General features: G+C 63.5%; 21 protein-coding genes. 4 read left to right on the top strand and 17 right to left on the bottom strand.

The features are described from left to right. The 9 genes from PCJ21_RS07170 to PCJ21_RS07130 form a co-directional block, all read right to left on the bottom strand. The coding region (locus PCJ21_RS07170; RefSeq protein ID WP_269930683.1) for a formate--tetrahydrofolate ligase at positions 1-191 on the bottom strand (191 nt) is incomplete at its 3' end. 178 nt (positions 192-369) lie between these two features. Continuing rightward, positions 370-1,530 (bottom strand): DUF2333 family protein, encoded by a 1,161-nt coding sequence (locus tag PCJ21_RS07165; protein WP_269930682.1) that lies wholly within the window; start codon positions 1,528-1,530, stop codon positions 370-372. A 12-nt stretch (positions 1,531-1,542) separates the two neighbouring features. Next, positions 1,543-2,829, bottom strand: a complete 1,287-nt coding sequence (locus PCJ21_RS07160; RefSeq protein ID WP_269930681.1) for a DUF6638 family protein — start codon at positions 2,827-2,829, stop codon at positions 1,543-1,545. A gap of 64 nt (positions 2,830-2,893) precedes the next feature. After that, a complete protein-coding gene (locus PCJ21_RS07155; protein ID WP_269930706.1) occupies positions 2,894-3,307 on the bottom strand; it encodes an endonuclease domain-containing protein in 414 nt (137 codons plus the stop codon). Positions 3,308-3,367: 60 nt separating this feature from the next. Beyond that, a complete protein-coding gene (locus PCJ21_RS07150; protein ID WP_269930680.1) occupies positions 3,368-5,278 on the bottom strand; it encodes an AAA family ATPase in 1,911 nt (636 codons plus the stop codon). Positions 5,279-5,452: 174 nt separating this feature from the next. Then, entirely contained in the window at positions 5,453-6,601 is a 1,149-nt protein-coding gene (locus PCJ21_RS07145; protein ID WP_269930679.1) for a hypothetical protein, read from the bottom strand. Positions 6,602-6,872: 271 nt separating this feature from the next. Beyond that, on the bottom strand, positions 6,873-7,961 hold the full coding sequence (locus PCJ21_RS07140; RefSeq protein WP_269930678.1) for a hypothetical protein: 1,089 nt from the start codon (positions 7,959-7,961) through the stop codon (positions 6,873-6,875). A gap of 141 nt (positions 7,962-8,102) precedes the next feature. After that, positions 8,103-8,921, bottom strand: a complete 819-nt coding sequence (locus PCJ21_RS07135) for a sulfotransferase domain-containing protein (RefSeq protein ID WP_269930677.1) — start codon at positions 8,919-8,921, stop codon at positions 8,103-8,105. Positions 8,922-8,958: 37 nt separating this feature from the next. Next, complete coding sequence (locus PCJ21_RS07130; protein WP_269930676.1) at positions 8,959-9,573, bottom strand: thymidine kinase; 615 nt, start codon at positions 9,571-9,573, stop codon at positions 8,959-8,961. 215 nt (positions 9,574-9,788) lie between these two features. On the opposite strand from PCJ21_RS07130, the gene choX reads away from it, so the two are divergent. The 3 genes from choX to choV all read left to right on the top strand — a co-directional run bounded on the left by choX (position 9,789) and on the right by choV (position 12,866). Continuing rightward, the gene (gene choX / locus PCJ21_RS07125) at positions 9,789-10,721 is read left to right on the top strand and encodes a choline ABC transporter substrate-binding protein (RefSeq protein WP_269930675.1); all 933 of its coding nucleotides are present in this window, start codon (positions 9,789-9,791) and stop codon (positions 10,719-10,721) included. Positions 10,722-10,833: 112 nt separating this feature from the next. Then, on the top strand, positions 10,834-11,688 hold the full coding sequence (gene choW / locus PCJ21_RS07120; RefSeq protein ID WP_269930674.1) for a choline ABC transporter permease subunit: 855 nt from the start codon (positions 10,834-10,836) through the stop codon (positions 11,686-11,688). Further along, complete coding sequence (gene choV, locus PCJ21_RS07115) at positions 11,685-12,866, top strand: choline ABC transporter ATP-binding protein (RefSeq protein WP_269930673.1); 1,182 nt, start codon at positions 11,685-11,687, stop codon at positions 12,864-12,866. Before choW ends, choV begins: the two co-directional genes overlap by 4 nt. Positions 12,867-12,933: 67 nt before the next feature. Here choV and PCJ21_RS07110 read toward each other — a convergent pair whose 3' ends face one another. From PCJ21_RS07110 to PCJ21_RS07095, 4 genes are all read right to left on the bottom strand, one after another. Next, the gene (locus tag PCJ21_RS07110) at positions 12,934-13,446 is read right to left on the bottom strand and encodes a hypothetical protein (protein ID WP_269930672.1); all 513 of its coding nucleotides are present in this window, start codon (positions 13,444-13,446) and stop codon (positions 12,934-12,936) included. Continuing rightward, on the bottom strand, positions 13,443-13,802 hold the full coding sequence (locus PCJ21_RS07105; RefSeq protein ID WP_269930671.1) for a hypothetical protein: 360 nt from the start codon (positions 13,800-13,802) through the stop codon (positions 13,443-13,445). Before PCJ21_RS07105 ends, PCJ21_RS07110 begins: the two co-directional genes overlap by 4 nt. A gap of 222 nt (positions 13,803-14,024) precedes the next feature. Further along, on the bottom strand, positions 14,025-14,984 hold the full coding sequence (locus tag PCJ21_RS07100; protein WP_269930670.1) for a helix-turn-helix transcriptional regulator: 960 nt from the start codon (positions 14,982-14,984) through the stop codon (positions 14,025-14,027). A gap of 237 nt (positions 14,985-15,221) precedes the next feature. Further along, on the bottom strand, positions 15,222-15,575 hold the full coding sequence (locus PCJ21_RS07095) for a DUF1428 domain-containing protein (RefSeq protein ID WP_269930669.1): 354 nt from the start codon (positions 15,573-15,575) through the stop codon (positions 15,222-15,224). A 194-nt stretch (positions 15,576-15,769) separates the two neighbouring features. On the opposite strand from PCJ21_RS07095, the gene clpS reads away from it, so the two are divergent. Then, positions 15,770-16,075, top strand: a complete 306-nt coding sequence (clpS, locus tag PCJ21_RS07090) for an ATP-dependent Clp protease adapter ClpS (RefSeq protein ID WP_269930668.1) — start codon at positions 15,770-15,772, stop codon at positions 16,073-16,075. A gap of 147 nt (positions 16,076-16,222) precedes the next feature. Here clpS and PCJ21_RS07085 read toward each other — a convergent pair whose 3' ends face one another. From PCJ21_RS07085 to PCJ21_RS07070, 4 genes are all read right to left on the bottom strand, one after another. Beyond that, entirely contained in the window at positions 16,223-18,298 is a 2,076-nt protein-coding gene (locus PCJ21_RS07085) for a hypothetical protein (RefSeq protein ID WP_269930667.1), read from the bottom strand. Positions 18,299-18,470: 172 nt separating this feature from the next. Continuing rightward, on the bottom strand, positions 18,471-21,296 hold the full coding sequence (locus tag PCJ21_RS07080) for a DUF4159 domain-containing protein (RefSeq protein WP_269930666.1): 2,826 nt from the start codon (positions 21,294-21,296) through the stop codon (positions 18,471-18,473). Then, entirely contained in the window at positions 21,293-22,207 is a 915-nt protein-coding gene (locus tag PCJ21_RS07075) for a DUF58 domain-containing protein (RefSeq protein ID WP_269930665.1), read from the bottom strand. The genes PCJ21_RS07080 and PCJ21_RS07075 overlap by 4 nt, the downstream gene beginning before the upstream one ends. Further along, positions 22,207-23,211: an AAA family ATPase gene (locus tag PCJ21_RS07070; RefSeq protein WP_269930664.1), complete on the bottom strand. Its 1,005-nt coding sequence runs from the start codon at positions 23,209-23,211 to the stop codon at positions 22,207-22,209. The genes PCJ21_RS07075 and PCJ21_RS07070 overlap by 1 nt, the downstream gene beginning before the upstream one ends. Positions 23,212-23,369: the final 158 nt, after the last annotated feature.

The following is a 23,369-nucleotide window of genomic DNA, read 5'->3' as shown; positions in this document are numbered from 1 at the left end:
GCGGTGACCAGGATCAGCTTGCCGTCCTTGTTCTTGCGCGCATTGGCGATGAACTCGGCCGAGACCTTCGCCTTGTCGTGGCCGTAGGGCAAAAGATGCTCGGTCGGAATGCCGATCTTGGCCCCGATCTCCTGGATCGGCTTCTTTTTCGCTCCACGCGCGATTTCGATGTCAGTCTTGTGCTCGGCCATGACGGCTCCTCCGGAATTCAGACTTTGTGTGAGCGGGCAGCAGCACCCGTGCTCGTGGGCGCATAGAAACGCGACACTACTCCGTGCCGCCGTCTCAAAACAGCCGCCCAATGCACGGATTGCGACAGTGTCGCCGTCGCGTCGGGAAGCGTCGCGCGCCTGTCGGGCGCGCAATGCCTTACCGGTCGAGGACGCTGCGGATTTCGACGATCTGCGAGCGCGCGCGCAACAGGTTGAAGCCCATCGTCGCCAGATGCGAGGGGAACAGCGAGCTCGACTCGTTGCCGTTGGAGATGATCCAGGGCTGGATATTGAGGGCGTCGCGCAGCTGGGTCTGCATGGTGTCCCACAAGGTTGTCAGGTTCCGCTCGCGGATGACTGCGGAGAAGTCCTCGCGGGTGGCGGCCAGGATGCCGTAGTAGGCGTAGAGCTGGCCATAGGCGAACCAGAAGCGGTCGTCGGCGCGCGGGTCGAACCAGCCTGCGTCGGAAGCCTCGATCTGGCTGCGCAGGATGTCCGACGTCGAGCCCATGTCGCCGGCGATGCGGTCGAGGAATTGCAGCAGGTTGTCGGCGCGCGCATCGAACGTCGCCTGGCACTTTTCCAGCGACGCGTTGAAGGCATTCAGCTTCTGGATGGCCTCGCGGTAGACGCTGGGCGTCGGCCGGGTCGGACCGCGCATGCCGATGTACCAGGCGTCTTCATCCCAGGCGAGTGCCGTGCGTGCATCCTGCAGGTTCTGGTCGATGCGTGAGGTGCCGCGGGCGCGGCCCAAGGCGTCCACCAGTTCGGTCGTGGTGCGGCGCAGTACCTGGTTGATGCCGAGCTGGAATGCCGCCTTGTTGTCGAGGAAGGGCGTGCTGCGCCATGGCACGCCGAACAGGCCGAGCTTCGAGGCCAGCATCGACGAAATCCAGGCGTTGCGGTTGACGTTGAAGTCGACCAGATCGGCAGACATGGCGGCGATTTCGGAGCGCTTGCAACTCTGCGGCGCGGCTGCCGGCGGGGTGGCGGCGCCGGCTGCGCCGGCGGCAGGCGCCGCGATCGGGTCGCCGGCCAGCGCGTTTGCCGCCTGTACGGTGCCGGAAGCCGCAATCACGCGCGCCGAATAATCCGGATCGAAATCCTTCCAGAACTGGGTGACGTAGAAGAAATAGGCGTAGAGGCCGACGATGCCGGCCAGCACCAGCCCGACGACGGCCTTCAGGGCCATGCCACGCTGCATGTACCAGCGGCCGAGCCACATGAATGGCCACAGCACGATGCCGACGGCGAAACCGATGCCGCGCCCGATCAACTGGAACATCCGGGTGAAGAAATTCACGATCGGATCAAGCATTCAGGAATCCCCTCAGTCGGTCAGGCCGTAGAGCTGTGTGCGAAACGCTGCCTTGTCTTTCAGATATGAGTTTTTCAGCGTGTCCACAACATTGGATCGCCAGACTTCGTTGAGGTTCTGGTAGTCCTTGTAGAAACCTTGCTTGTTGAAGACATAACGCGACACGAAGTCGGCAGGCACAAACTCCGAGATCAGGCGATTGGTCAACCAGGCGTCGGGATGATCGGGCTTGGCGCGCACCGCCAGGAAACGGTGCTGCGGCGCCACTTCATCAAGCCGCAACTGGCCAAGCTGGGCGATCTCGCGCTTGGCGCCATTCAGGAACGGGAAGGTGCCGTCGCGGTTGAGCGCATCGGCATGGCCATGGATCCAGGTCTGCAGCCAGACCTTGTCGACCTTGCCAAGATCGCGTTTCGGTTCGGCCTGGCGGATCAGCGCGCGCACCGCCATTTCGGCGCGGTGCTCGAGATAGCCGGAGCTTTCGATCCACGAGGCGCGCGGCAGGTCGAGGCGCCCGGTCGAAGCCAGGAACTTGAACACCTTGTCGGCGTCCTTGATCGACAGATAGCTCACCTGCCACGGCCGCGAGCGGCGGAAACCCGGCGCGGAGGGGTCGCTGATGACGGTGGTGACATCAGGATCGACAAACACGTAGAGCCCGCCGAAATGGCTGGTCCAAAAGGCGTTGTGGCGGAAGATGACCTGGTCGGGCACCAGCGCGTTCTCGCGGATGTCGCCGCAGACCTTGGCGAGCTCGACCATATGCCGGAGCATGGCGTCGTCGCGCCAGGCGTCCGGCTGCTGCTTCAGCCGGTCGACCAGCTTGCCGAGTTCGGCGGCCTTGCCGAGCACGTCCTCGGCCGAGAGCACGCGGAATTCGACCTGGCTGATCGACAGCAGCGACTCGATGTCCTCGACCTTGGAGACCGAATCCTCGATCTCGCCGTAGATCACGTCCTTGATCGTCAGCGCGTTGATGGCGCGCTGGTTCTTCGACATGAATTCGAAGACCAACTGCGAGGTGTTGGAGAACGCCGTGTGCACGACCGGCAGGTCGATCTGCGACGGCGTCAAGATGATAAAGCGGCGGTTGACCCCGTTGGGGTCGAGATACTGATAGTCGCCCAACTCCTCGGCGACCTCGGGCGAAAAGCCCGTGCGGTCGATCCGGAAGCTCTTCAGCCTGGTCGGCTCCAGCCCAAACGCCTTCAGTGCCTTGTTGTAGCGGTCGACGAGATGCGGTTCATCGACCAACAAAAGCCGGCCGTAGATCAGTTCGTTGTCGCGCAGGAGGTTCATTATTCCTTCTCCCCGTTCACGGGGAGAAGGTGCCCGAAGGGCGGATGAGGGGCAGCACCAAGCTTCACAGGTGATCCTCGTTCGAATGTGCAGGAAAAAACTTCAGATCCAAGGTGATTGTCTTGCTGTCGAGCCGACCGTCAAGTGCGGCAACAATCGTGTCCAGCACCTGCTTGCGCTGCTGGAGTACGTCGATGTGCCAAAATCTGATCACTGACCATCCGTTTCGGTTCATTGTTTCGTCGCGATATGCGTCCCGCGTGTCTCGCGCGTGTTGGCTGCCATCAACCTCGACCACGAGATTGGCCTCGCGGCAGGCGAAGTCCGCGAAATAGGGTCCAACCGGCATCTGACGAACAAACTTGTGACCGTTCAATCGTCGCGAGCGAAGTTCGGACCAGAGTCTATCCTCGGCATCATTGTCCACTTGCCGAAGTTGGCGTGCCCGCGAGGTCTTGAGGTCATTTCCGCCACGCACAGTGCTGCCCCTCATCCGCCCTTCGGGCACCTTCTCCCCGTGAACGGGGAGAAGGAAAGATCACGCATTCCACAGCCCCTTTGCCTTCAGCCCTTCCATCTCCTTTGCAGCCCGCTCGCGCAGCCTTGCGTCGCGCAAAAGCTTCGACACCGCGGCATCGTCGGACTTGTCGGAGTAGCGGAACTCAGAGTCGGCGTAGCGGTTGATCTCCTGCATCACCATGTCCATAGAGAACGGCCCGCGCAGTTCCTCGATCATCGCCTTCTTCTCGTCGTAGCCCTTGTGCATGAACGCCTCGGGCTTTTCGAACCACTCGTCGGGCAGTTCGATGTCCATGGCGCGCATCTTGATGGCGTCGGTGACGTTCTTGATGGCGCGGCCGGTGAAGCGCGGCTCGGCTTCCTTGATCATGTGCAGGTAGGTGCCGACGTCGGCCAGCGTCTTGGGCGCGCCATTGTCCTTCATGAAGCGCTCGAAGACCTTTTCCAGGCCATCTTCCTGCGGCTTTGCGTGCTCCTCATAGGCCTCGGTCACGGCGCGCTGGATCTCCTGGGCGGCATAGAGATCGTGCTCGCCGAGCGGGATCTTGTGGTTCTTGCCGGCGAGCAGGACGAAGATGTCGATGTAGTCGTCGCGGGTCTGCGGGCCGTCGACCAGCCAGCGCGCGCCGGCGCGTTGCCTCAGCGCATCGTCGACATTTTCCGGATAGTTCGAGAACATGCCGAAGGAGCAGTTGCCACGCACGACGGTGCCGGCGCCGGCGAAGGCGTCCATCAGCACGCCGGTGATTTCCTGCTGGCCTGCTGACGCCCGGTCGTCGGAGCGCTTGGCCGCCACCTGGTCGATGTCGTCGATGGTGCCGAAGCCGATGGCGCGCGGGTTGAGCACGTTGTTGATGAACTGGCGGCAGTTCTGGCCCGACTTGCCCTGGTATGACGAGATCTGGTCGACACCGAAGTTCTCGTAGGCGAAGGGATAGCCGGCGACCTGGCAGTAGTTGTTGACCAGGCCCGCGATCATCTGGATCAGCGTGGTCTTGCCGGTGCCCGGCGCGCCGTCCCCAATGAAGGTGAACAAAAAACCGCCGAGCTCGACGAAGGGGTTCAGTTCGCGCTCGAAGTCATAAGCCATCAGCATCCTGGCGAGCCGGACCGACTGGAACTTGGCGATGTGGTTGCCGACGACCTCTTCGGGCTTCTTGAAGGTCATCACCAGCGGCTTCGATTTCTTGCCCGGCGCGACATCGAAGCCGTCGAGGGTGAAGTCGTCGGCGTCGATGCGGATATGGGCGTTCTCGAAAGCGCCGATGCCGTCGAAACGGCCCTTGCGCTGGAGCAGGCCCTCGATCGCGACGCGAGCAAAGGCGCGGCCGCGGGTCAGCAAATCGGCGTCGTCCCTGGCGCCCGCAAGCGCCCGGTCGAGACCCGAAAGGATCGACTTCACAGCATCCTGCGGCGTGTCGAACAGGAAATCCGGCTCGGTCACGTCGTTGGGCGCCTCGCCGTCGCTATCGATCAATTGGGCGAGATAGGAGGAGAGCGTGAAGGCGGCGACATAGGCCGAGGCCGACAGCAGCTTCTTGAAGTGGCTGGCTTCGTCGCCTTCGAGCGGCGCGCGCGCATTCTTCGCCTGTAGCGCCTCAAGATCGGTCGAGCGTGAGAAGATATCGGAGACGGCAAGCGCCACCGCAATGCCGCGCCGTGCGCGGAACAAAAGCGTGTGCTGCGGGATCGACATCAGCTGGTCGTCGGGGCGGATCGCCGTGACGGTCTTCTGCAGCTCGACCTCGCGCGTCTTGCGGATCGAACCCGTCGACACCGTCGAGACGAAGCGCCGGTTGGTGCCGGCAAGCGTCGTGCCCGACTGGCCGGAGGAATCCTCCAGCACGACGATGCGGGTGATGAAGCTCTGCGCTGTGGCGCGGTGCTTTTCGATGTCGGCTTCAGAAATCGTGGTCAGGCCGGTGTCCATTGATCCCTCGCTCGTTCAGGGGAGCGTTGGCGCTGCCCCTCATCTCCTGCCGGACCTTCTCCCCGTAAGGACGGGGAGAAGGAGGCTGGCCGCAACGTCGACGCCTCCCTCTCCCCGTTCTTCACGGGGAGAGGGTAAGGGTGAGGGGCAGAGCCGCCCCAAGTTGTTCGCGCGCTACACATCCGAGATCACCTGTCCCTTCGACAGGATGTGCACCTTGTAGCCGCCAAAGATCTTCTCGGCCTCGCCGGCGGCATAAAGCGCCTGGTAGGCCTCGTGCGGGATCAGCGCGTGCTTTTCGTAGCCCGACACGCCCTGGCGGACGGCCTCGAGGTCGTCGGTGTTGATGAAGAATTCCTCGCTGGCCGGCTCGCTCGACCACAGGCCCTTGCGGCCCGGTTTCTCGGCCTTGGAATAGACCTCCTGGATGGTCCAGGTCAGAAGCCAGGCATTCTCGGCCTTGCGCACCTTTGACAGCACCTCGCTGACGGTCGAATTGTGCTCGGTGATCCCAGCCGAATAGAACGGCCCGAGCACCATGCGCCGGAGCTGCTTGGGGTGCAGTTCGGGAAAGTCCTTGTCGAGATTTGTCGCCACCGTCAGCGGCGACAGCGAATAGGCCGAATTCTTCTCGGTGAAATCGTCGAAGCGGTGGGCGAGGTCGGGGTTGAGCAGGCCGTCGACCGGCAGGGGGATGTCGACCTTTTCGTTGAGCTTTCCGGTTGCTGTGTCGACCAGTTGCTCGATCATCGCCTCGGACGAATCCTCGACGGTCGCCATGTAGATCAGCGGCAGGTTGGCGGTGCCGTCGAAGCTGCCCCAGTGGACGAGATAATAGGGCCGCATCGATTTCGGATTGACCGAGACCTTGGCCGTCTGCGCCAGGATGAACGGCGAGAAGGTCACGCCGTCCTTGACGTCTTCGAGATAGAGCCGCTCGGCCATCGAGCGCTGCAGCGCTTCGGGAAACTCCTTGTGGCGCAGGATGAAATCGGCCATCTCCTCGCGCAATTCGCCCGGCGGCGGGATGCTCGCCAGCCGCTGCGCTGCCGTCCTGCGGTCGTTTTCCAGTTCGAGCACGTTCTGGAACACCGGAAAGCCGCTTTCGGCGCGGGAAATCTTGAACGTTTCCATGAACCCGAGGCGGTTGCGCCAGCAGGCGAAGGAGCGTTCCAGCCGCGCGATGTATTCGGCCGCCACCTTGGCGACGATGTCATGGCGATAAAGCGGCGAGCGGTCGTCGCGCATGAAGATTTCAAGACCGCTCAACGCTGCCGCCATGGCATCGAAATAACGGACGGCGGGATCGTCGGTGGGTGTCATGGCGCTGCCTTACCCTCCCCCTTGTGGGGAGGGTCGATCCGCGAAGCGGAGCGGGGTGGGGGTGAAAAGAGTGTGATAACGGGCTTACCCCCACCCCGTCTCACAAACTTTGCTGCGCAAAGCTCGCTCGCCGGCCCTCCCCACAAGGGGGAGGGTAAGGGTGCGGGCTTCTCCGCCGCGCTTCCTCGCCCCCAAGAAATGGGGGAGAGGTGGCGAGCGTAGCGAGCCGGTGAGGGGGCGTTATGCAAAGGGATAGCCGTTCGCGCTTGCCTCAGCTCTGCACGTAGTCCGAAGCGTTGTGCTTCTTCAGCACCTCGTCGAAGCGGCGGGCGAAAGCGTCGTCGGCAAGCTTCTTGCGGCGCTGGATGTCGGCGGTCGCCACCATGTTCTTTTCGTGCATTTCGAGCAGGTCGCCGATGTGCTTCTGCGCGGCGGCGCCAATGCCGGCCATCGTCTCCTCGGCGGTGTTGTCGACCTTGGAGCCAAGCGTGTTGATCTTGTGGGCGACGTCCTGCTGGGCTGCCGTCTTCAGCGAGTCTTCCAGCGCCTTGTACAGCACGATGCGCTGCTCGGTATCGATGGTCAGCTTGTTGATCAGCGTATTTTGCGCCGCGATCTGGTTGTTCAGCGAATCGACGAATGTCTGGAACATCGAGGTGTAGCGTTCGAGCGTCTGGCTCTCGGCCAGGATTTCCTGCTCCTTGGCCTGCTTCTCGTTGTATTCGGTGGCGAGCTTGGAGCGCTCGGATTCGAGTTCGGTGCGCTCCTTCTGGCTCGTCGAAGCCGCGATCTTGTTTTCGATGTCGAGCAGCAGCGGGTTCAACTCCTCGATGCGCTTCTGCGTCGCCTCGAGATTGGCCATGGTGGTCTTGCGGCGCTCGATGACCTGCGAAAGGCTTGCTTCCGAGGTCTTGTAGCGCGAGTCGAGCACGTCCTTCTGCGCCTTCAGGATGCCGACGATGGTGTCGGACTTGACCAGCAGTTCCTGCAAATTGCCGGCCAGCGACATGTTGCGGACGCGGTCGGTGCGCATGCGCTGCTTGCTCTCGTCGGAGAAGATGCCGACGAAGGTTTCCCAGCCGGTGAAGCTCTTCATGCTTTCGAATTCGGAGCCGAACACATTGGTGGCGTCCTCAAGCCCGATGATCAGGTCGGCGATATTGCCTTCCATCACCTTCTGCTGCTTGAGCACGTCCTGGATGCGGGCGTTTTCGATGTCGAAATCGGAGGCGCCGATCTTCTCGTCGGTCTTGGCAATGGTGTCGAGCACCGTGCCGGATTGCTCGATCTTGGTCCGCATGTCCTCCACGACCTGCTTGGTCTTGGCGATTTCGGCATCGAAATTCTGCAGCGTGGCCATACGTTCCTCCGGTGACGAATGCGGGACAGTGGCGCCGAATATATGTGGCGCATCTTGCGATTGAAAGACGGGGACAGTCATCCCTTGCGATTATGGTCAGGTCCAAAGTCGAATTGGACCGCGACTATGACGACGTCTAAATCAAGCCTTTGACATGCTCGGCTCGGCCCCACGTGGCATCGGCTCCGCATATGATGGGGCCAGCCAATCCGACAGGCGCAACCCCGTGGCAGCCTCGGTTAGCAGGATGTCCGTGATGTAGTGCTGCGTCAGATATTCGAATGTCTTCTGGGAAATTCTGCCGAAACCGGGGGCCTCGACAGGCACGATGTACTCTTGCCCAATGTCCGCCAACTGATTTGGCAGGTCGAGAAAATCTTCAATACCAGCCAGGACCCCGGCAGGATCGAGCCACAACCGGTCGGTGCGAAAGAAATGTATCTGCTTGCGGGGGAACAGCCCGAGCAATCTCTCGATCTGGCCGCCATAATGCCCCCGCTCGACATAGGAGAATGTCCTGTGCACGCCGGAGGGAGCGCTGCGGACGCGCGCGCGCCCAGCTTCAGCCACGGCGGTTTCGAAATCCAGCTTTTCCAGGCCTCTTGCCGCTTCCATGCGCCAATGCGAGTGCGCGCGAAATGCCGGATGCCGAAGCGCTACGATCAGCTTTGCGTCTGGATTGTAAGCCCGCAGGCGTGGCAGCGCCGGTGGCCAGTAGAGGTAGATCGGGGTGGCTTCGCCGCGCAGCACGTCGTCGGCATTCCATTCAAAGTGGCGGTGAAGCCGGCCGTGATCCGGGCTGGACCAGTCGACATGCCTCTCGTCATCGAAGTGATGCACTTCCTTGACGGAGGCCATCTGCAGCTTTGGATGTCGGGTGAGAAAGCTGGCAAGCGCGGTCGTGCCGCTTTTTTGAGCCCCGATGATGAAAAAGTCGACCTTGTCTCGTCTTGGCTCCACGCTGCGATACTTCTCTGATTGTTTGTGAGGACAGTCGTCAGGGCAGCGAAGCAAATCCGATGAAGTCGTCGGGCTGGGCGCGGCCCATTTCTTCTTCCCAGTGGCGGCGGCATAGCGACACGTAGACGTCCTTGCCGATTGCCACCTGCTCGCCTTGTCTCGCCACCTTGCCGTCGGAACCAAGGCGGACGACCATCGTCGCCTTGCGACCGCAGCGGCAGATGGTGCGCACCTCGCGCAGGTCGTCGGCGATGGCCAAAAGAGCGCGCGAGCCGGAAAACAGGTTGCCCTGGAAGTCGGTGCGCAGGCCGTAGCACATGACGGGAATGTTGAGCCTGTCGGCGACCCGCGCCAGCTGCCAGGCCTGCTCTTCCTCGAGAAACTGCGCTTCGTCGACGAATACGCAATGCACGGTGGCGTGGCGATGATGCTCGGAGATGCGGGCAAGCAGGTCGTCGCCGTTGCGGAACATCTCGGCCTCGGCTTCCAGCCCGATGCGCGAGGAGATGTAGCCTGTATCGCCCTTGCGGTAGTGGCCGGCGATGAACAGCATCGTCGTCATGCCGCGTTCGCGATAGTTGTAGGACGCCTGCAACAGCATGGTCGTCTTGCCGGCGTTCATTGTCGCGTAGTGGAAATAGAGCTTAGCCATGCCGTTCTTTTAGACGGAACCCGGCGGAAGCGGGGAGAGGCCGGTTGCCGCCGTCCACTGCAAAAAAACCGGCGCCATGTCGCTGATGGATCAGCCTGCGGCGTCGGTCGTTGGGTCAGTCACTTGAATCCAAAGGAAAATGATGTTTGGCTCGCGACAAAGACGAACAACAACAGTATCGCTTGCCGTCATAATACTGAATGGGAGAAATCTACATGTCGCGCATGAAAACACTCGCCGCCGCACTCGGTGTGTCGGCGTTCCTTTCCTCTGGCGTCGCTTTCGCCGCCGACGCCGAAAGCTGCAAGGTGGTCCGGCTTTCCGACGTCGGCTGGACCGATATCCAGGCGACCACGGGTGTCGCCTCCGTGCTTCTGACCGCGCTCGGCTACGAGCCGCAGGTCATCCAGCTGTCGGTGCCCGTCACCTACGCCTCGCTCAAGAACAAGGACCTCGACGTTTTCCTGGGCAACTGGATGCCGTCGATGACCAACGACATCAAGGATTACACTGCCGACGGCTCGGTCGAGACCATCGGCGAGAATCTCAGCGGCGCCGGCTACGGCATCGTCGTGCCGACCTATGTCGCGGAAGCCGGCGTCAAGACGCTGACCGACCTCGGCAAGTTCAAGGACAAGTTCGGCGGCAAGATCTACGGCATCGAAGCCGGCAATGACGGCAACCGCATCATCCTCGACATGATCAAGAACCCGGCCGACAACCTTGAAGGTTTCGAGCTGGTCGAATCGTCGGAAGCCGGCATGCTGACCCAGGCCGAGCAGTCGATGAAGGGCAAGGAGTGGATCGCGTTCCTCGGCTGGACGCCGCACCCCGTCATGGGCGCGATGGACATCACCTACCTCGATGGCATGGGTGACTCGGGCTTCGGCGCGGCCACTGTCAGCACCAACGTACGCAAGGGCTACCTCCAGGAATGCCCGAACGTCGGCAAGTTCCTGTCCAACCTCAAGTTCAACCTTGAGATGGAAGGCACGATGATGGACGCCATCCTCAAGGGCGGCAACGCCAATGACGTCGCCAAGGACTGGCTGAAGGCCAATCCGGATGCGGCCACGCCCTGGCTCGCCGGCGTCACAACGCTTGATGGCGGCGATGCCGCCGCAGCCGTCAAGGCTGCGCTGCAGTAAGCCGCTCCGGCGGATGAACAGGGCGGCCGGACGAGCTTTCGGCTGCCCTTTTTGTTTAGCCATGCGATAACAAGCTCGAAACGAGCGAGGGCTTTCGGCGAGAGGGGACGACATGGATCCGATTTCGAAATTTCTTGCGGCCTACAAGATTCCGGTCGGGGCGTGGGGCAAGGCGTTCTTCACCTTCCTCACGGATAACTTCAATGCCTTCTTCCGCGGGTTTTCCAGCGGTCTCAACTTCATTCTCGACGGCATGGTCGATGGCCTGCTTCTGGTGCCGCCGGTTGCTCTTGCCGCGCTGATCGCCCTGCTCGCGTGGTATCTGCAGAAGTCGCGCGGGCTGGCGATCGGCGTCCTGCTCGGCCTTTTGTTCATCATCAACCAGGGCCTGTGGAAGCAGACGGTCGAAACGCTGGTGCTGGTTGTGGCAGCCGCTGCCGCCTCGATGGCCATCGGCGTGCCGCTCGGCATCTGGGCCGCGCACAAGCCCAAGGTCTACCGCTTCATGCTGCCGGTGCTCGACCTGATGCAGACGCTGCCGACCTTCGTCTACCTGATCCCGGTTCTGACCCTGTTTGGCCTCGGCAACGCGCCCGGCCTGATCGTCACCATCATCTTCGTCATTCCAACGGCCGTGCGCCTGACACATCTCGGCGTCGTCTCGGTGCCGACCGCCATCATCGAAGCCGGGCAGGCCTTCGGCGCCACCAAGCGGCAGCTTCTGTGGAAGGTCGAGCTGCCTGCGGCACTGCCCACCATCATGGCCGGGCTAACCCAGTGCATCATGCTGTCGCTGTCGATGGTGGTGTTCGCCGCGCTGATCGGCGCTGGCGGCCTCGGCACCGAAATCAACCGTGCGCTCGGTTCGCGCAAGATCGATCTCGGACTTGAAGCGGGCCTCGCCATCGTGGTCCTGGCCATCGTTCTCGACCGCATGACGCGCATCGGCGTGGGAGGCAAGAAATGAACGTCGCCGTCGATTTCAAGAATGTCGACATCGTTTTCGGCACCGACACCAGGGGCTCGCTCAGCCTGATCGACAGCGGCGCCAGCCGTGCCGAAATCCTCGAGAAAACCGGCAATGTGCTGGGCTGCGCTGGCGCCAACCTCACCGTCAACGAGGGTGAGATCTCGGTGCTGATGGGCCTGTCTGGTTCTGGAAAGTCGACGCTGTTGCGTGCTGTCAACCGGCTCAACATCGTGTCGCGCGGCCAGGTCATGGTCAAGGACGGCGACAGGATGGTCGACGTCGTCTCCTGCGACGAGGCGACCTTGCGCCGCCTGCGCCAGCACCAGGTCGCCATGGTGTTCCAGCAGTTCGGTCTGCTGCCGTGGCGCACGGTCGAGGAAAACGTCGGCCTTGGCCTCGAACTTGCCGGCATGCCTGATGCCGAGCGCAAGCAGAAGGTCGGCAAGCAACTCGATCTCGTCAACCTGACACCCTGGGCCAAGAAGTATGCCCATGAACTGTCCGGTGGCATGCAGCAGCGCGTCGGTCTCGCCCGCGCATTCGCCACCGAAGCGCCGATCCTTTTGATGGACGAGCCGTTCTCGGCGCTCGACCCGTTGATCCGCACCAAGCTCCAGGATGAGCTGCTGCAGCTGCAGAAGACATTGAAGAAAACCATCATCTTCGTCAGCCACGATCTCGAGGAAGCGCTCAAGATCGGCAACACCATCACCATCATGGAGGGCGGGCGCATCGTTCAGTCCGGGCCGCCCGAGGATATCGTGCTGCGACCGGCCAACGATTATGTCCGCGACTTCATCGCCAATGTGAATCCGCTGTCGGTGCTGACCGCCTGGAACGTGATGCGCGACCGCCGCGATCTCGAGGATGACGGCGATGGCTGGCTGTGGCTCGACCGACGCAAGACGACGCGCTTCAAGATCGATGATCAGGGGCTGGTGGCAGCTGCCGAGCGCAACGGCCAACCAGCCGTATGGGTCTCGGTCGACGATATCGAAAAGCTCTCCGAGGATGCGCCGCATGTGTTCTGGGCCAAGCCTGGCACATCGCTCAAGCTGGTCATGCTTGCCATGCATCGTTCGCAGACGTCGCCGGTGGCGCTGTTCGACGACCAGTCGCGCTTTGTCGGCGCGATCGGCATTCGCGATGTGTTGAGCGCGGTGCTCAGGCGATAGCAGTAGCGCCGCAAAAACCTTGGCGAGTCTGGGCTCGCCAAGGCCTCGCGGCGTGACGTTCCTGCGGTCAGTTGACCGGGTCGCCGAAGACCGCGTGCAGATGGTCGGCGTAGGGCCGAACGGTATCGACATAGTCGCGGCCGCTTTCGCGCAGGGCGCGGATCTCGGCGAACTGCTCGTTCATGATCTCGCGCATAGCGGTCTTCTGCTCGGCGTTCATGGTCGAGCTGGTCTCAAGCCGTGCCTCGATTTTTGTCATCTCCGCCTCGAACTGGGACTCCGGAATGGTCGCGAGATAGCCCATGAAGGTTGCGTCGAGCGCCTCTTTCCAGCTCTCGCGCGTGAAACCGGCCTTGGCGATGCGGCCTTCATTTTCCTGGTCCTGCTCGAACCACTCGTCGGCGACGGTCTCGTCATAGGCGATCTTGCCGAATTCAGGTTCGAGCTCGCCAAGAATCCGCGTGACCGTGCCGACTTCGTCTTCCGTCAGGGCCATGGCCGGTGGCACCATTGCGCCGCCGAACAGCATTGCCGCTGCGGTCAGCGCTGCCGCCAGATGACGCTTCGATAGCAAGCTCATCCCATGCACTCCGTCTGCATCGCCTGGTCGGCGTCGTTCTGCGCCTTGGCCTGGACAAGCGAGCCGCCGACCGAAGCGGCTGATGCCGCGATCGCGCCGCCACTTCCGCCGAACCCGCCAAAGCCGCCGACCATCGACAGCGCGCCGCCAAGCATCGCCGCATTCGTCTGCGCTTTGGCCGCCTTCTGCATCGCTTCCTCGCAGCGTTGCTGCGCGGTCATCGCCTTGCCGGCCTTGCCCTTGGCTGCCGGTCTTGCCGCGGCTGCTGCAAGTTGCGGGGAGGTGTCGGTTGCGGTGTTGGTCTGGCTGCAGGCCGCCAACAGGCCGCAGCATATCAATAGGGTTGCCCGTTTCATGCATCTCTCTCGATTTTCATGGAGATGAACCGGCGCCATGCCGGAATGGCGGACCGCCGAGTCTGCCCCCTCGGCGGTCCGCATTGGTCAACCTATGCAGTCCCGGGCGAAAACCCCCGCCAGCGGATGCATCGATCAACCATGGCACTTGTTTACGACGCGCTGATGGGGCGGTCTTGGCTGTGGGCGAACTGTTGCGGCTTTTCGCGAACCAAATGCAACTTATTGGCAGCGCCGCAGTGCTGCAGCCTTGATTTCTTTTGGCGTCGCGCCAAAGCGCTGGCGGAAGACGCGGTTGAAATGCGAGAGATCGCCGAAGCCGGTGTCGAAGGCGATGGTGGAAATGGTCGAAGCATTGTTGCCGAGGATTTGCAGCCTCTTGATGGCCAGGTCGAGCCGCGCGTCGCGCAGGAATTCCGAAAAAGTCTGTCCTTCCTGCTCGAACAGCCGCTGGACATAGCGCGGGGTCACGCCCTGGCGCTGTGCCACACCCGAAATGCCGAATTCGGGATCGGTCAGATGCTTGAGGATGTCGGCCTTGACCAGTTCGAGCCGCGCGGCGCCCAGGCTGGGCCGCGCTTTTTCGGCTGCCTCCGCACCGCCGCCCTGCACGACGAGGGCTGCGAGATCATAGATATGGGTGCTTGCAAGGCGGCTTTCGAGTTCACCGACCGGCGCCGCCGCCCGCAAAAGATCGGCGTAGCCGGTCAAAAGGCTGGTGCCTGCCGAGCCCACGGCAATGTGGTGGAAGCCCTTGCTCCTGACGCGCGGCGCAAGTGCGGCCAGGCGAGCCTCGTCCAGCGCAACGACCTTGAGCAATGTCGACGGCAAAGCAAATGCCATTGGCGTGCCCTCGTTGACGAGGGTGATGTCACCGGCCTTGATAACCAGTGGGTTCTTGCCCTCGATCGCAACCTCGTAATCAGAGGTGTGGATGGTCATGAGATAGTCCTGCCGGCCATCGACGGCCATCAGGTCCTTGGGGCGCTCGCCGTGAACCGCCGAGTAACAGGCGGTACCTATCGTCGTGCCGGAATCGAGAAAGTAGGCGGCGACGTCGAAAGCAAAGGTGTCGCTGTCTGCTGGCCTGAAGCGCAAGCCTGCGACATGGCGGGCTACGAAATCATGCAGATAGGGAAGGCGGTCACGTGCCGGCACGTCGCTGGTCGATAGGCGCTGCATCGAGTTGTTCCGTCCATAGGTTGCACCCGCCTGCTACCTATGCGGGAAATATTCTGCGCAATGCACCTTATGCGGGGGTCTTCTCCCATATTCACGGAATGGTTGCCGCGGTCAACTGTCAAAGACGGTCAATGTGTTGGCTCAACAGCGTTCCGCCGGCACCTGGATCTTCAGGTGCCGGCGGACGGAGTGGTCGTTCACTTGGCGGCGATAGCCGCAGCGACGATATCCTTCAGGCTAGCTTTCGATGAATGGCTTGAAGCCGCCAAAGATCATGCGCTTTCCGTCGAAGGGCATGTTGTCCATGTCGCCCTCCATGCGGGGATCGGCCATCACTTTCTTCATGATCTCGTCGCGTTCCTCTCGCGAGCGGTAGACGACCCACGCGAAGACGACGGTCTCATCTTCCGTGGCCTGCACTGCGCGGGGAAAGGACGTGAGTTCGCCATAGGGCACGTCGTCGGCCAGGCACTCGACATAGGCGAGTGCGCCGTGGTCCTTCCAGACCTCGCTCCCGAGGCGCGCCATCTCCTTGTAGGCCTCGATCTTGCCTTTCGGCACGGCGAGCACAAACCCGTCGACATAGGACATAGTTCTTCTCCTCGTGTTATGACGTTGCAAGGACGAATGGCCACTGCCCGATCCTACAATGTGCGCGTATTTTTCTTAGCGACCCGGGCGGCTCCTTGCACAATGGTCGGCGGGGGAACTGGTTCCGAGCATCATTGCAGAGCGCTTCGATCGACACCATACTATTGAGACGTGAGCATGAGGCGCGTTTTGCCATGCCCGAAACCACCACGGTTCCACGCACAAAGCTCCGACCGAAGACCGAGCGGCCGAAGCTGCATAAGGTCATCCTCGTCAATGACGACTTCACGCCGCGCGACTTTGTCGTCACGGTGCTCAAGGGCGAGTTCCATATGTCGGAGGATCAGGCCTACCGGGTGATGATCACCGCCCACCAGCGCGGCGTGTGCGTGGTGGCTGTGTTTACCAGGGACGTGGCCGAGACCAAGGCGACACGCGCGACCGAGGCTGGCCGCGCAAAAGGCTATCCGCTGCAATTCACGACCGAGCCGGAAGAGTGAGTTTGCGCGATTGCGTCCATTCTCGGGCGCGAACTGGGACCGATCAGGACGTCTTAATCGCCATGAAGCCGCCCGCGGTTCCATGCTGGGAGAGCTGCTGTGCAACTCGGCCAGTAGAGAATGTAAGGCGCCGGAACAGCGGTCGCCCTACCGGCCTTCGCGATACCACATCGAGCCAAGCGCCAGCAGCAGCAGGCCAAGGCCGAGGAAACCGCCGAAAAGGGGCACGCGCGACACCGATCTGAGGACGCTGTCGTCGGTGGTGCGGAAGCCGATCCAGTCGCGCCCGGCAGCTTCTGTCGTGCCCCGCACCGGAACCACGCTGGGCAGCGAAATGCCGCTGCCGATCAGGCCATTCGACGCCAGCCTGCGAATGGCTCCGCCCGCCGCCTCGGTTGCCGGCCGCAGGACGTTTTCGGTCGACACGACATCGGTGAATTCGGGTGCGTTGACCGGTCCGACATGGGCAAGCGCCGTGAGATCGCCATTGCCGACCTGGTAAAGGCCGATATCGGCGACTTCGATGCTGCCGGTGAAGACGCCGGGCTCGCTTTTTTTCAGCGGCACATCGAGCGTCTCGCCCGAAGGCGTGATGACACGGGCCGATCCGGCCTCGTCGCGCATGGTCTGGCGGCGGATGTCGAGCACCATGCCGCGGCCGTCGGCGGTCAGGCGTTCTTCCTCGAGTTCGGGTTCCTTCATCAGCCAGTGCGCGATGCGGCGATAGAGCGAAACATGCGGGCCGCCGCCCTCATAACCCCGCGCCCAGAGCCAGCCCTGGTCGGACAGGAACATGCCGACCCGGCCTTCGCCCTTGCGATCGAGCAACAGCAGCGGCTTGTCGTCGGCGCCCTTCATGACGACCTCGCCCTGGGGCTGATCGATGCCGATCTGGCGGAACCAGCGGCTCCAGCGTGGTGGCTCTTGCGCCGAACCCTCGAGCCCGCGCGTCACCGGATGGCGTTGCCCGAGCTCGGTCAGGCGCGGATAGAACGGCTTTTCGACGACATCGCCGTTGGGCATGGCGGGCAGGGCGGCGATCAGCGGCGTGTGGGCGATCGACTGGTCGCCGGCATATTCGGGGCCGGCCGCGATCAGCAGCGCACCGCCCTTTTCGACGTACTCGGCGATGTAGTCGTAATAGAGGATCGGCAGCACGTCGCGGTGCTGGTAGCGATCGAAGATGATCAGGTCGAAGTCGTTGATCCGCTCGACGAACAGTTCGCGCGTCGGAAAGGCGATCAGCGACAGTTCGTTGATCGGCGTGCCATCCTGCTTTTCCGGCGGACGCAGGATGGTGAAGTGCACGAGGTCGACCGAGGCGTCGGACTTGAGCAGGTTGCGCCAAGTACGCTCGCCCGCATGCGGTTCGCCCGAGACCAGCAACACGCGCAGGTTTTCGCGAATGCCGTCGACCAGAGCGATGGTCCGGTTGTTGGTGTCGGTCAGTTCGCCGGGAATGCGGTCGATGGCCAGTTCGACGATGTTGCGGCCGGCGCTCGGCACGGTGATCTGCAGCGGCATTTCCTGCCCGACAAAGGCGCGCTGGACCGAAACCTGCTCGCCGTTGATCGATACCCTGACGTCGACCGCGGCGGCTTCGCCGCCGGTGTCGATGACGCGATAGGTCATGTCGAGCGGCTTGCCGACGATGCCGAAACGCGGCGCGTTTTCGAAGCGGATGCGACGGTCGCGCTCGTTTTCCTCGCCTGTTATCAACGCATGCAGCGGCGCGTTGACGACAGGCGCGCCGGGGATGTCGTGCACCTGGCCATCGGTGACCATCACCGCGCCGCCGATGCGCGAGGGCGGAACGTCACGGAAGGCGCTCTCAACCGCTGCGAAAAGCCGGGTCTCGGTGCGGTCGTCGGCGGCGTCCGAGCGGCCGGCCTCGACGACGCGAACCTCGAACTGGCGGAAGCGCGCCAGCCGCTCTTTCAACCCCTCGACCGCCTGATCCGTCTGAGCGGTGCGTTCGCCGATATCCTGGCTCTGGCTGCGGTCGACGACAATGGCGACCACGCTTTTGAGCGGCTCACGTTCTTCGTCGAGGATGACCGGATTGGCAAGCGCAAGGCCAAGCGCCGCCAGTGCGGCAAGCCGCAGCCACGCGCCGCGCTGGCGGGTAAGGAGGCTCGCCAGCACAAGCAGGGCAAGTGGCACGAGCAAGACGGCAAGCCACATCCATGACAGCAGGGGTTCAAAGGCGATGGACCAGTTCATGGGCAATGCCTCGAACTGGTGCTGCCGCCCCTCATCCGCGTGCCGGCACCTTCTCCCCGTGAAATACGGGGAGAAGGGTCAAGCGGACACGTTGGCGAACCCCTCTCCCCGTTCACGGGGAGAGGGTAAGGGTGAGGGGCGAGCATAGAGCGTCCGTACAAGCTGTTCATCTCTATTGCCCCAGCCGTTCGAGCAGGGCAGGCACGTGCACCTGGTCGGATTTGTAGTTGCCGGTGAGCATGTACATCATGATGTTGACGCCGGCGCGCAGCGCATAGACGCGCTGCATCGGATCGGACGGCACTGTCGGCAGCATCGGCGCGCCGGTCTCGTCGATGGCCCAGGCGCCGGCAAGATCGTTTGCGGTGATCATGATCGGGGTGACGCCGTCGCCGGTGCGCACTGGCCGACCTTCGGCATTGGAGGCCTCGATCGACGCCTCGACCCAGAGCGGGCTGCCGTTGAACCTGCCCGGGAATTCGGGAAGGATGAAGAAGGCCTTGGTCAGTACGTGATCGGTTGGCACCGGCTCGAGCGGCGGCACATTGAGGTTCGACAGGATGTCGCGCAGGCGTTCGGTTGCCGGGCTGGCCGAATCCGCGCCAATGCCGTTCGCGAATTGATCGCGGGTGTCGAACAGCACGGTTCCGCCCTGCTTCATGTAGGCGTCGACGCGGCCGATCGCCGCCTCGCTGGGCATCGGGGCAGCCGGATCGATAGGCCAGTAGATCAGCGGATAAAACGCGAGTTCGTCCCTGGCGATGTCGACGCCCGCCGGCTCGCCGGGTTCGAGTGCTGTCTTTTCGATCAGGAACTGCGTCAGCCCGGTCATGCCGGCGCGGCTGATCGCGTCGACCGAGGCTTCGCCTGTCAAGACATAGGCTATGCGCGTGCGCGAGATTGCCTCCACGGCTTCGAGATCACCTGGCCTGGAGTCGTCTGCCCGCGCGGGGTCTGGCTGGACGAACAGCGCGCCGAGGGCGAGCAGAGCTATCGCGGCGGCGGTGGCGGTCCTTGCACCCTTGGTGCGGCGGCGGGAGAACATGCCGCCCATCCACAAGACGGCTAGCGTGTCCAGCACCATAAGCGCCAAGGCGGCGGCGATCAGCAGCCCCTTCAAATTGCGGGATTCGTCGAAGGCATAGCGGATTTCAGTCACGGGAACGGCCACCTGGGGACGTACCAACGGCGCGAACGTGCTGTCGGCGGCAAGCAGGTTGTGGGCCAGAACGCCTTCCTCGCTGCCATAGAGGCCAGGTGGATTTTCAAGCGTGACGGGCAGCGCGCCGGAACCGGCAAGCAACGGCCGCGCATCGGGCGTCGGCGGCACCAGCAGGCCGTCCGCCGCGATCATGCGATAAGGCGCGAGTGAAACCGGTTTGCCTTCGACGCCGGCCGCCCCGGTGCCCTGGTTGCGCGACAGCTGCACAATGCGGCGCAGCATTTCGACGAAGCTTCCGGAGATCGGCAGGTTCGACCAGGTCGCCTGCGGTGCGATGTGGAACAAGACGAGCGTCCCCTTGCCACGCCGCGCTCCTGTCACCAAAGGCGTGCCGTCGGCGAGATTGGCCCAGGTGCTCTGGGCAAGATCGGGCGTCGGCTCGGCGAGAACCTGACGGCTCACCGTCACCTCGTTGGGCGGCGCAAGATCGCTGAACGGACCCGTCGCCGGGAAATCGCTTACCGGCTGGGGCGCGGTCCACGACAAGGCGCCGCCAAGCGAACGTTCGCCCAGTCGCAACCTGACCGGCAACAGCTCTTCGTCATTGCCGGCGGCAGCCAGGCGCGAGCCGGCAAAGCGCACCAGCGTGCCGCCCTCGTTGAGCCAGGCCAGCAGCTTCTGGCGCGCCAGCTCGGGGATGGTGCCGACATCGGCCATGACGATCATTGCCGGCTTCTGTTCCAGCATCTGCGGAATCGCTTCGGCAAGATCCGAACTTGTCGGCTCCGTCAGGTCGGCAAAGGGTTCGAGCGCTCGCCGGATGTAGTAGAGGGGCGCCAGCAGCGGCTGGGAGTCTTCGGCGTCGACCTGGGATAGAAGCCCGACACGGCGGCGCTTCGAGCTATCGTCGAGCACGCGGACGGCGCCCGCCTGCGGCTGGCCATCGAGCGCGATCGAGGCAAAGTCGTTGCGCAGCTCGAACGGCACGGCCATTGTCGCGGTCGCTGTCGTCTCTCCGGGGCCGAATGAAAGCGTGGCGTCGGCGATGCGTCGGCCCTTGTCGTCGAACGCGCCGGCGCTCACGGCCCCGGGGGCGGGATCGCCTGGCGCGCGGATGACGGTCAAGGCAAAGCCTTCCATCTCGTTTTCAGCAGCCGTCAGGCCCTTGACGTCGATGCGTTCGGGCGACGCCCACAAAAGATTGGCCGGATTCCGGCCCAGCAGGGTGGTGAACGCCTGTTCGTCGCCGGCATTGGCGAGCCCATCGTCGAGTATGGCTACGCTGGCACCGGGAAGCGCGGCAAGCGCATCGGCGACCCTCGCGTAGACTGCGGGCCGGTCGGTCGGGATCGGGCGCGGCGCCGTGGCGCGCAGCCGGTCGAGCGCTGTCTGCGCGTCGAAGGGGCCGATTTCGGCATTGGGTTTTTCGGCAGTAAAGGCCAGGACAACGGGCTGGCCTGCGGCACCGGCGTCGGCGATCAGCCGTTCGGCCGTCGCCGTGCGGCGTTTCCAGTCGGGCGCGCTCGCCCAGCCATTGTCGACCACCAGCGCCAGCGCCGCACCGCCGGTCGGCAGCTTTTCGCGCGGATTGAAGATCGGGTCGGCGAGAGCAAGCACAACCAGCGCGGCCATCACCAAACGCAGCAGTGTCAGCCACCACGGGCTCTGGTGTGGCGTCTCTTCCTTCTTGAATACCCGCGCGAGGATCTTTAGCGGCGGAAAGATCTCGGCCTGCGGCTTGGGCGGGGTCAGCCTGAGCAGCCACCAGATGACGGGCAGGGCAAGCAGGCCCCACAGCACCGCCGGCGCGCCAAAGGAGAGCGGCAGCCAGGTCATCGGCGGCCTCCCGGTCCGTGGCCTTCCGAGGTCATCGCCATGTGGATGTGGACAAGCGCATCGGAGGCAAGGCGATCAGTGTGGTTGACGGTGTAGCTCCAGCCGAGGCGCTTGCACCAGGCCGCCAGTTCATGGCGCCGCGCGGCATAGAGGTTGCGGTAGGCTTCGGCCAGTTGCTCGGCGCGGCCGGCAGTCAGCTTTTCGCCGGTCTCGGGGTCGGTGAACTCGGTGCGGCCGGCATAGGGAAAACTCTCTTCCGCCGGGTCCGCGACCTCGATCAGGTGGGCGCGGGCGCCATGTCGGGCCAGCGTGTCGAGCCAGGCCATCGTCTCCTCGGCCGGGTCGAGGAAGTCGCTGACGATCACGACATCCGAAAATCGGCGGATGGCCGACAGCTCGGGCTTGGCGGGCAGCGAAATCGCCTGCGCCAGATGCGAGGCGAGCCGCTCTGCGCCGTTGCGGGCGTTGAACGGATCGGTCAGGCCGGGCCAGGCGATGCGTTCGCCGCTGCGCGACAACAGTTCGGCCAGCGCCAGCACCAGCACGAGCGCGCGCGATTCCTTGGAAACAGTGGCGCCCTTCGACTTGTAGAGCATCGACGGTGACAGGTCGGCCCATAGCCAGACCGTGTGCGCTGCCTCCCATTCGCGGTCGCGGACATAGGTGTGGTCGTCACGGGCGGAGCGGCGCCAGTCGATGCGGGCCATGGCTTCGCCCTGCACATAGGGGCGGAACTGCCAGAAATTCTCGCCGATGCCGCGCTTCTTGCGGCCGTGCCAGCCGGCAATCACCGTGTTGACGATCCGGCGGGCCTCGACCAGCAGGTCAGGCACCAGCGAGGCGCGCAGCCTGCCGCGGGCAAGCGCATCGCTGGTCGCAACCGGTGCCGACGCCTCGCCGATGCGCGCCATCAGATATCCTTGACCAGCCTGGCGACGACGTCGCGAACGGTCATGCCTTCGGCGCGGGCGGCAAAAGTCAGCGCCATGCGGTGCTGCAGCACCGGTTCGGCCAGTGCCCTGATGTCGTCGATCGAGGGGGCGAGCCGCCCGTCATAGAGCGCGCGGGCGCGGGCGCAGAGCGTCAGCGCCTGGCTGGCGCGGGGGCCAGGACCCCAAGACACGTGCTTGTCGGTCTCGATGTTGCCCTGGCCGGGCCGGGCGGAGCGAACGAGCCTGAGGATCGCCTCGACCACGCTTTCGGGCACCGGCATGCGGCGGATCAACTGCTGGATGCTCTTCAGGCGCTCGGGGTCGAGCACGTTCTGCGCCTTTGCATCTTCGATACCGGTCGTTTCGAGCAGGATGCGCCGCTCGGCGTCGATGTCGGGGTACAGGATGTCGATCTGCATCAGGAAGCGGTCGAGCTGCGCTTCGGGCAGGGGATAGGTGCCCTCCTGCTCGAGAGGATTCTGCGTCGCCAGCACGTGGAACGGGGCAGGCAGGTCGTAGCGGGCGCCGGCGACCGTCACGTGATACTCCTGCATCGCCTGCAGCAGTGCCGACTGGGTGCGTGGGCTGGCGCGGTTGATCTCGTCTGCCATGAGCAGCTGCGCGAAGATCGGCCCCGAGATGAAGCGAAACGAGCGCTTGCCCTGACCGTCCTGCTCCATCACTTCCGAGCCGAGGATATCCGATGGCATCAGGTCGGGCGTGAACTGGATGCGGCGCGAGTCCAACCCCAGAACGACGCCGAGAGTCTCCACAAGCTTGGTCTTGGCCAGGCCGGGAACGCCGACCAGCAGCGCATGTCCGCCGGCCAGCAGCGCCACCAACGTCCGTTCGACCACGCTTTCCTGGCCGAAGATGACGCGGCCGACGCCGGTGCGCACCTTTGAAATGTCAGCCAGCGCGCGCTCGGCGGCTGCGATCATGTCGCTTTCGCTGACGACGGTGTCCTTGATCATCACGCTCATGCAGGCCCGATCCTTCTTCCGAATTTTATCCGGAGCGGCTGCCCTGAGACCACCTGTCCTTCGGTCGCCGCGCCGTCCGTTCGGACGTGGCGCCTGCCGCCCAATCCCCGAAGGTCAAACGATCCTGGGCGTTACAAACTCCCGACTCGCACTTGGCG

It is taken from the genome of Aminobacter sp. HY435 (genome assembly GCF_027568395.1).
Classification (GTDB): Bacteria; Pseudomonadota; Alphaproteobacteria; order Rhizobiales; family Rhizobiaceae; genus Aminobacter.
This window is presented reverse-complemented; position numbering and strand designations above follow the sequence as displayed.

Bases quoted from the DNA above. Each gene is read 5' to 3' on its own strand.
- PCJ21_RS07165 (WP_269930682.1), bottom strand. From the start codon at position 1,530: ATGCTTGATCCGATCGTGAATTTCTTCACCCGGATGTTCCAGTTGATC.
- PCJ21_RS07160 (WP_269930681.1), bottom strand. From the start codon at position 2,829: ATGAACCTCCTGCGCGACAACGAACTGATCTACGGCCGGCTTTTGTTG.
- PCJ21_RS07150 (WP_269930680.1), bottom strand. From the start codon at position 5,278: ATGGACACCGGCCTGACCACGATTTCTGAAGCCGACATCGAAAAGCAC.
- PCJ21_RS07145 (WP_269930679.1), bottom strand. From the start codon at position 6,601: ATGACACCCACCGACGATCCCGCCGTCCGTTATTTCGATGCCATGGCG.
- PCJ21_RS07140 (WP_269930678.1), bottom strand. From the start codon at position 7,961: ATGGCCACGCTGCAGAATTTCGATGCCGAAATCGCCAAGACCAAGCAG.
- PCJ21_RS07130 (WP_269930676.1), bottom strand. From the start codon at position 9,573: ATGGCTAAGCTCTATTTCCACTACGCGACAATGAACGCCGGCAAGACG.
- choX (WP_269930675.1), top strand. From the start codon at position 9,789: ATGTCGCGCATGAAAACACTCGCCGCCGCACTCGGTGTGTCGGCGTTC.
- choW (WP_269930674.1), top strand. From the start codon at position 10,834: ATGGATCCGATTTCGAAATTTCTTGCGGCCTACAAGATTCCGGTCGGG.
- choV (WP_269930673.1), top strand. From the start codon at position 11,685: ATGAACGTCGCCGTCGATTTCAAGAATGTCGACATCGTTTTCGGCACC.
- PCJ21_RS07110 (WP_269930672.1), bottom strand. From the start codon at position 13,446: ATGAGCTTGCTATCGAAGCGTCATCTGGCGGCAGCGCTGACCGCAGCG.
- PCJ21_RS07105 (WP_269930671.1), bottom strand. From the start codon at position 13,802: ATGAAACGGGCAACCCTATTGATATGCTGCGGCCTGTTGGCGGCCTGC.
- PCJ21_RS07100 (WP_269930670.1), bottom strand. From the start codon at position 14,984: ATGCAGCGCCTATCGACCAGCGACGTGCCGGCACGTGACCGCCTTCCC.
- PCJ21_RS07095 (WP_269930669.1), bottom strand. From the start codon at position 15,575: ATGTCCTATGTCGACGGGTTTGTGCTCGCCGTGCCGAAAGGCAAGATC.
- clpS (WP_269930668.1), top strand. From the start codon at position 15,770: ATGCCCGAAACCACCACGGTTCCACGCACAAAGCTCCGACCGAAGACC.
- PCJ21_RS07085 (WP_269930667.1), bottom strand. From the start codon at position 18,298: ATGAACTGGTCCATCGCCTTTGAACCCCTGCTGTCATGGATGTGGCTT.
- PCJ21_RS07080 (WP_269930666.1), bottom strand. From the start codon at position 21,296: ATGACCTGGCTGCCGCTCTCCTTTGGCGCGCCGGCGGTGCTGTGGGGC.
- PCJ21_RS07075 (WP_269930665.1), bottom strand. From the start codon at position 22,207: ATGGCGCGCATCGGCGAGGCGTCGGCACCGGTTGCGACCAGCGATGCG.
- PCJ21_RS07070 (WP_269930664.1), bottom strand. From the start codon at position 23,211: ATGAGCGTGATGATCAAGGACACCGTCGTCAGCGAAAGCGACATGATC.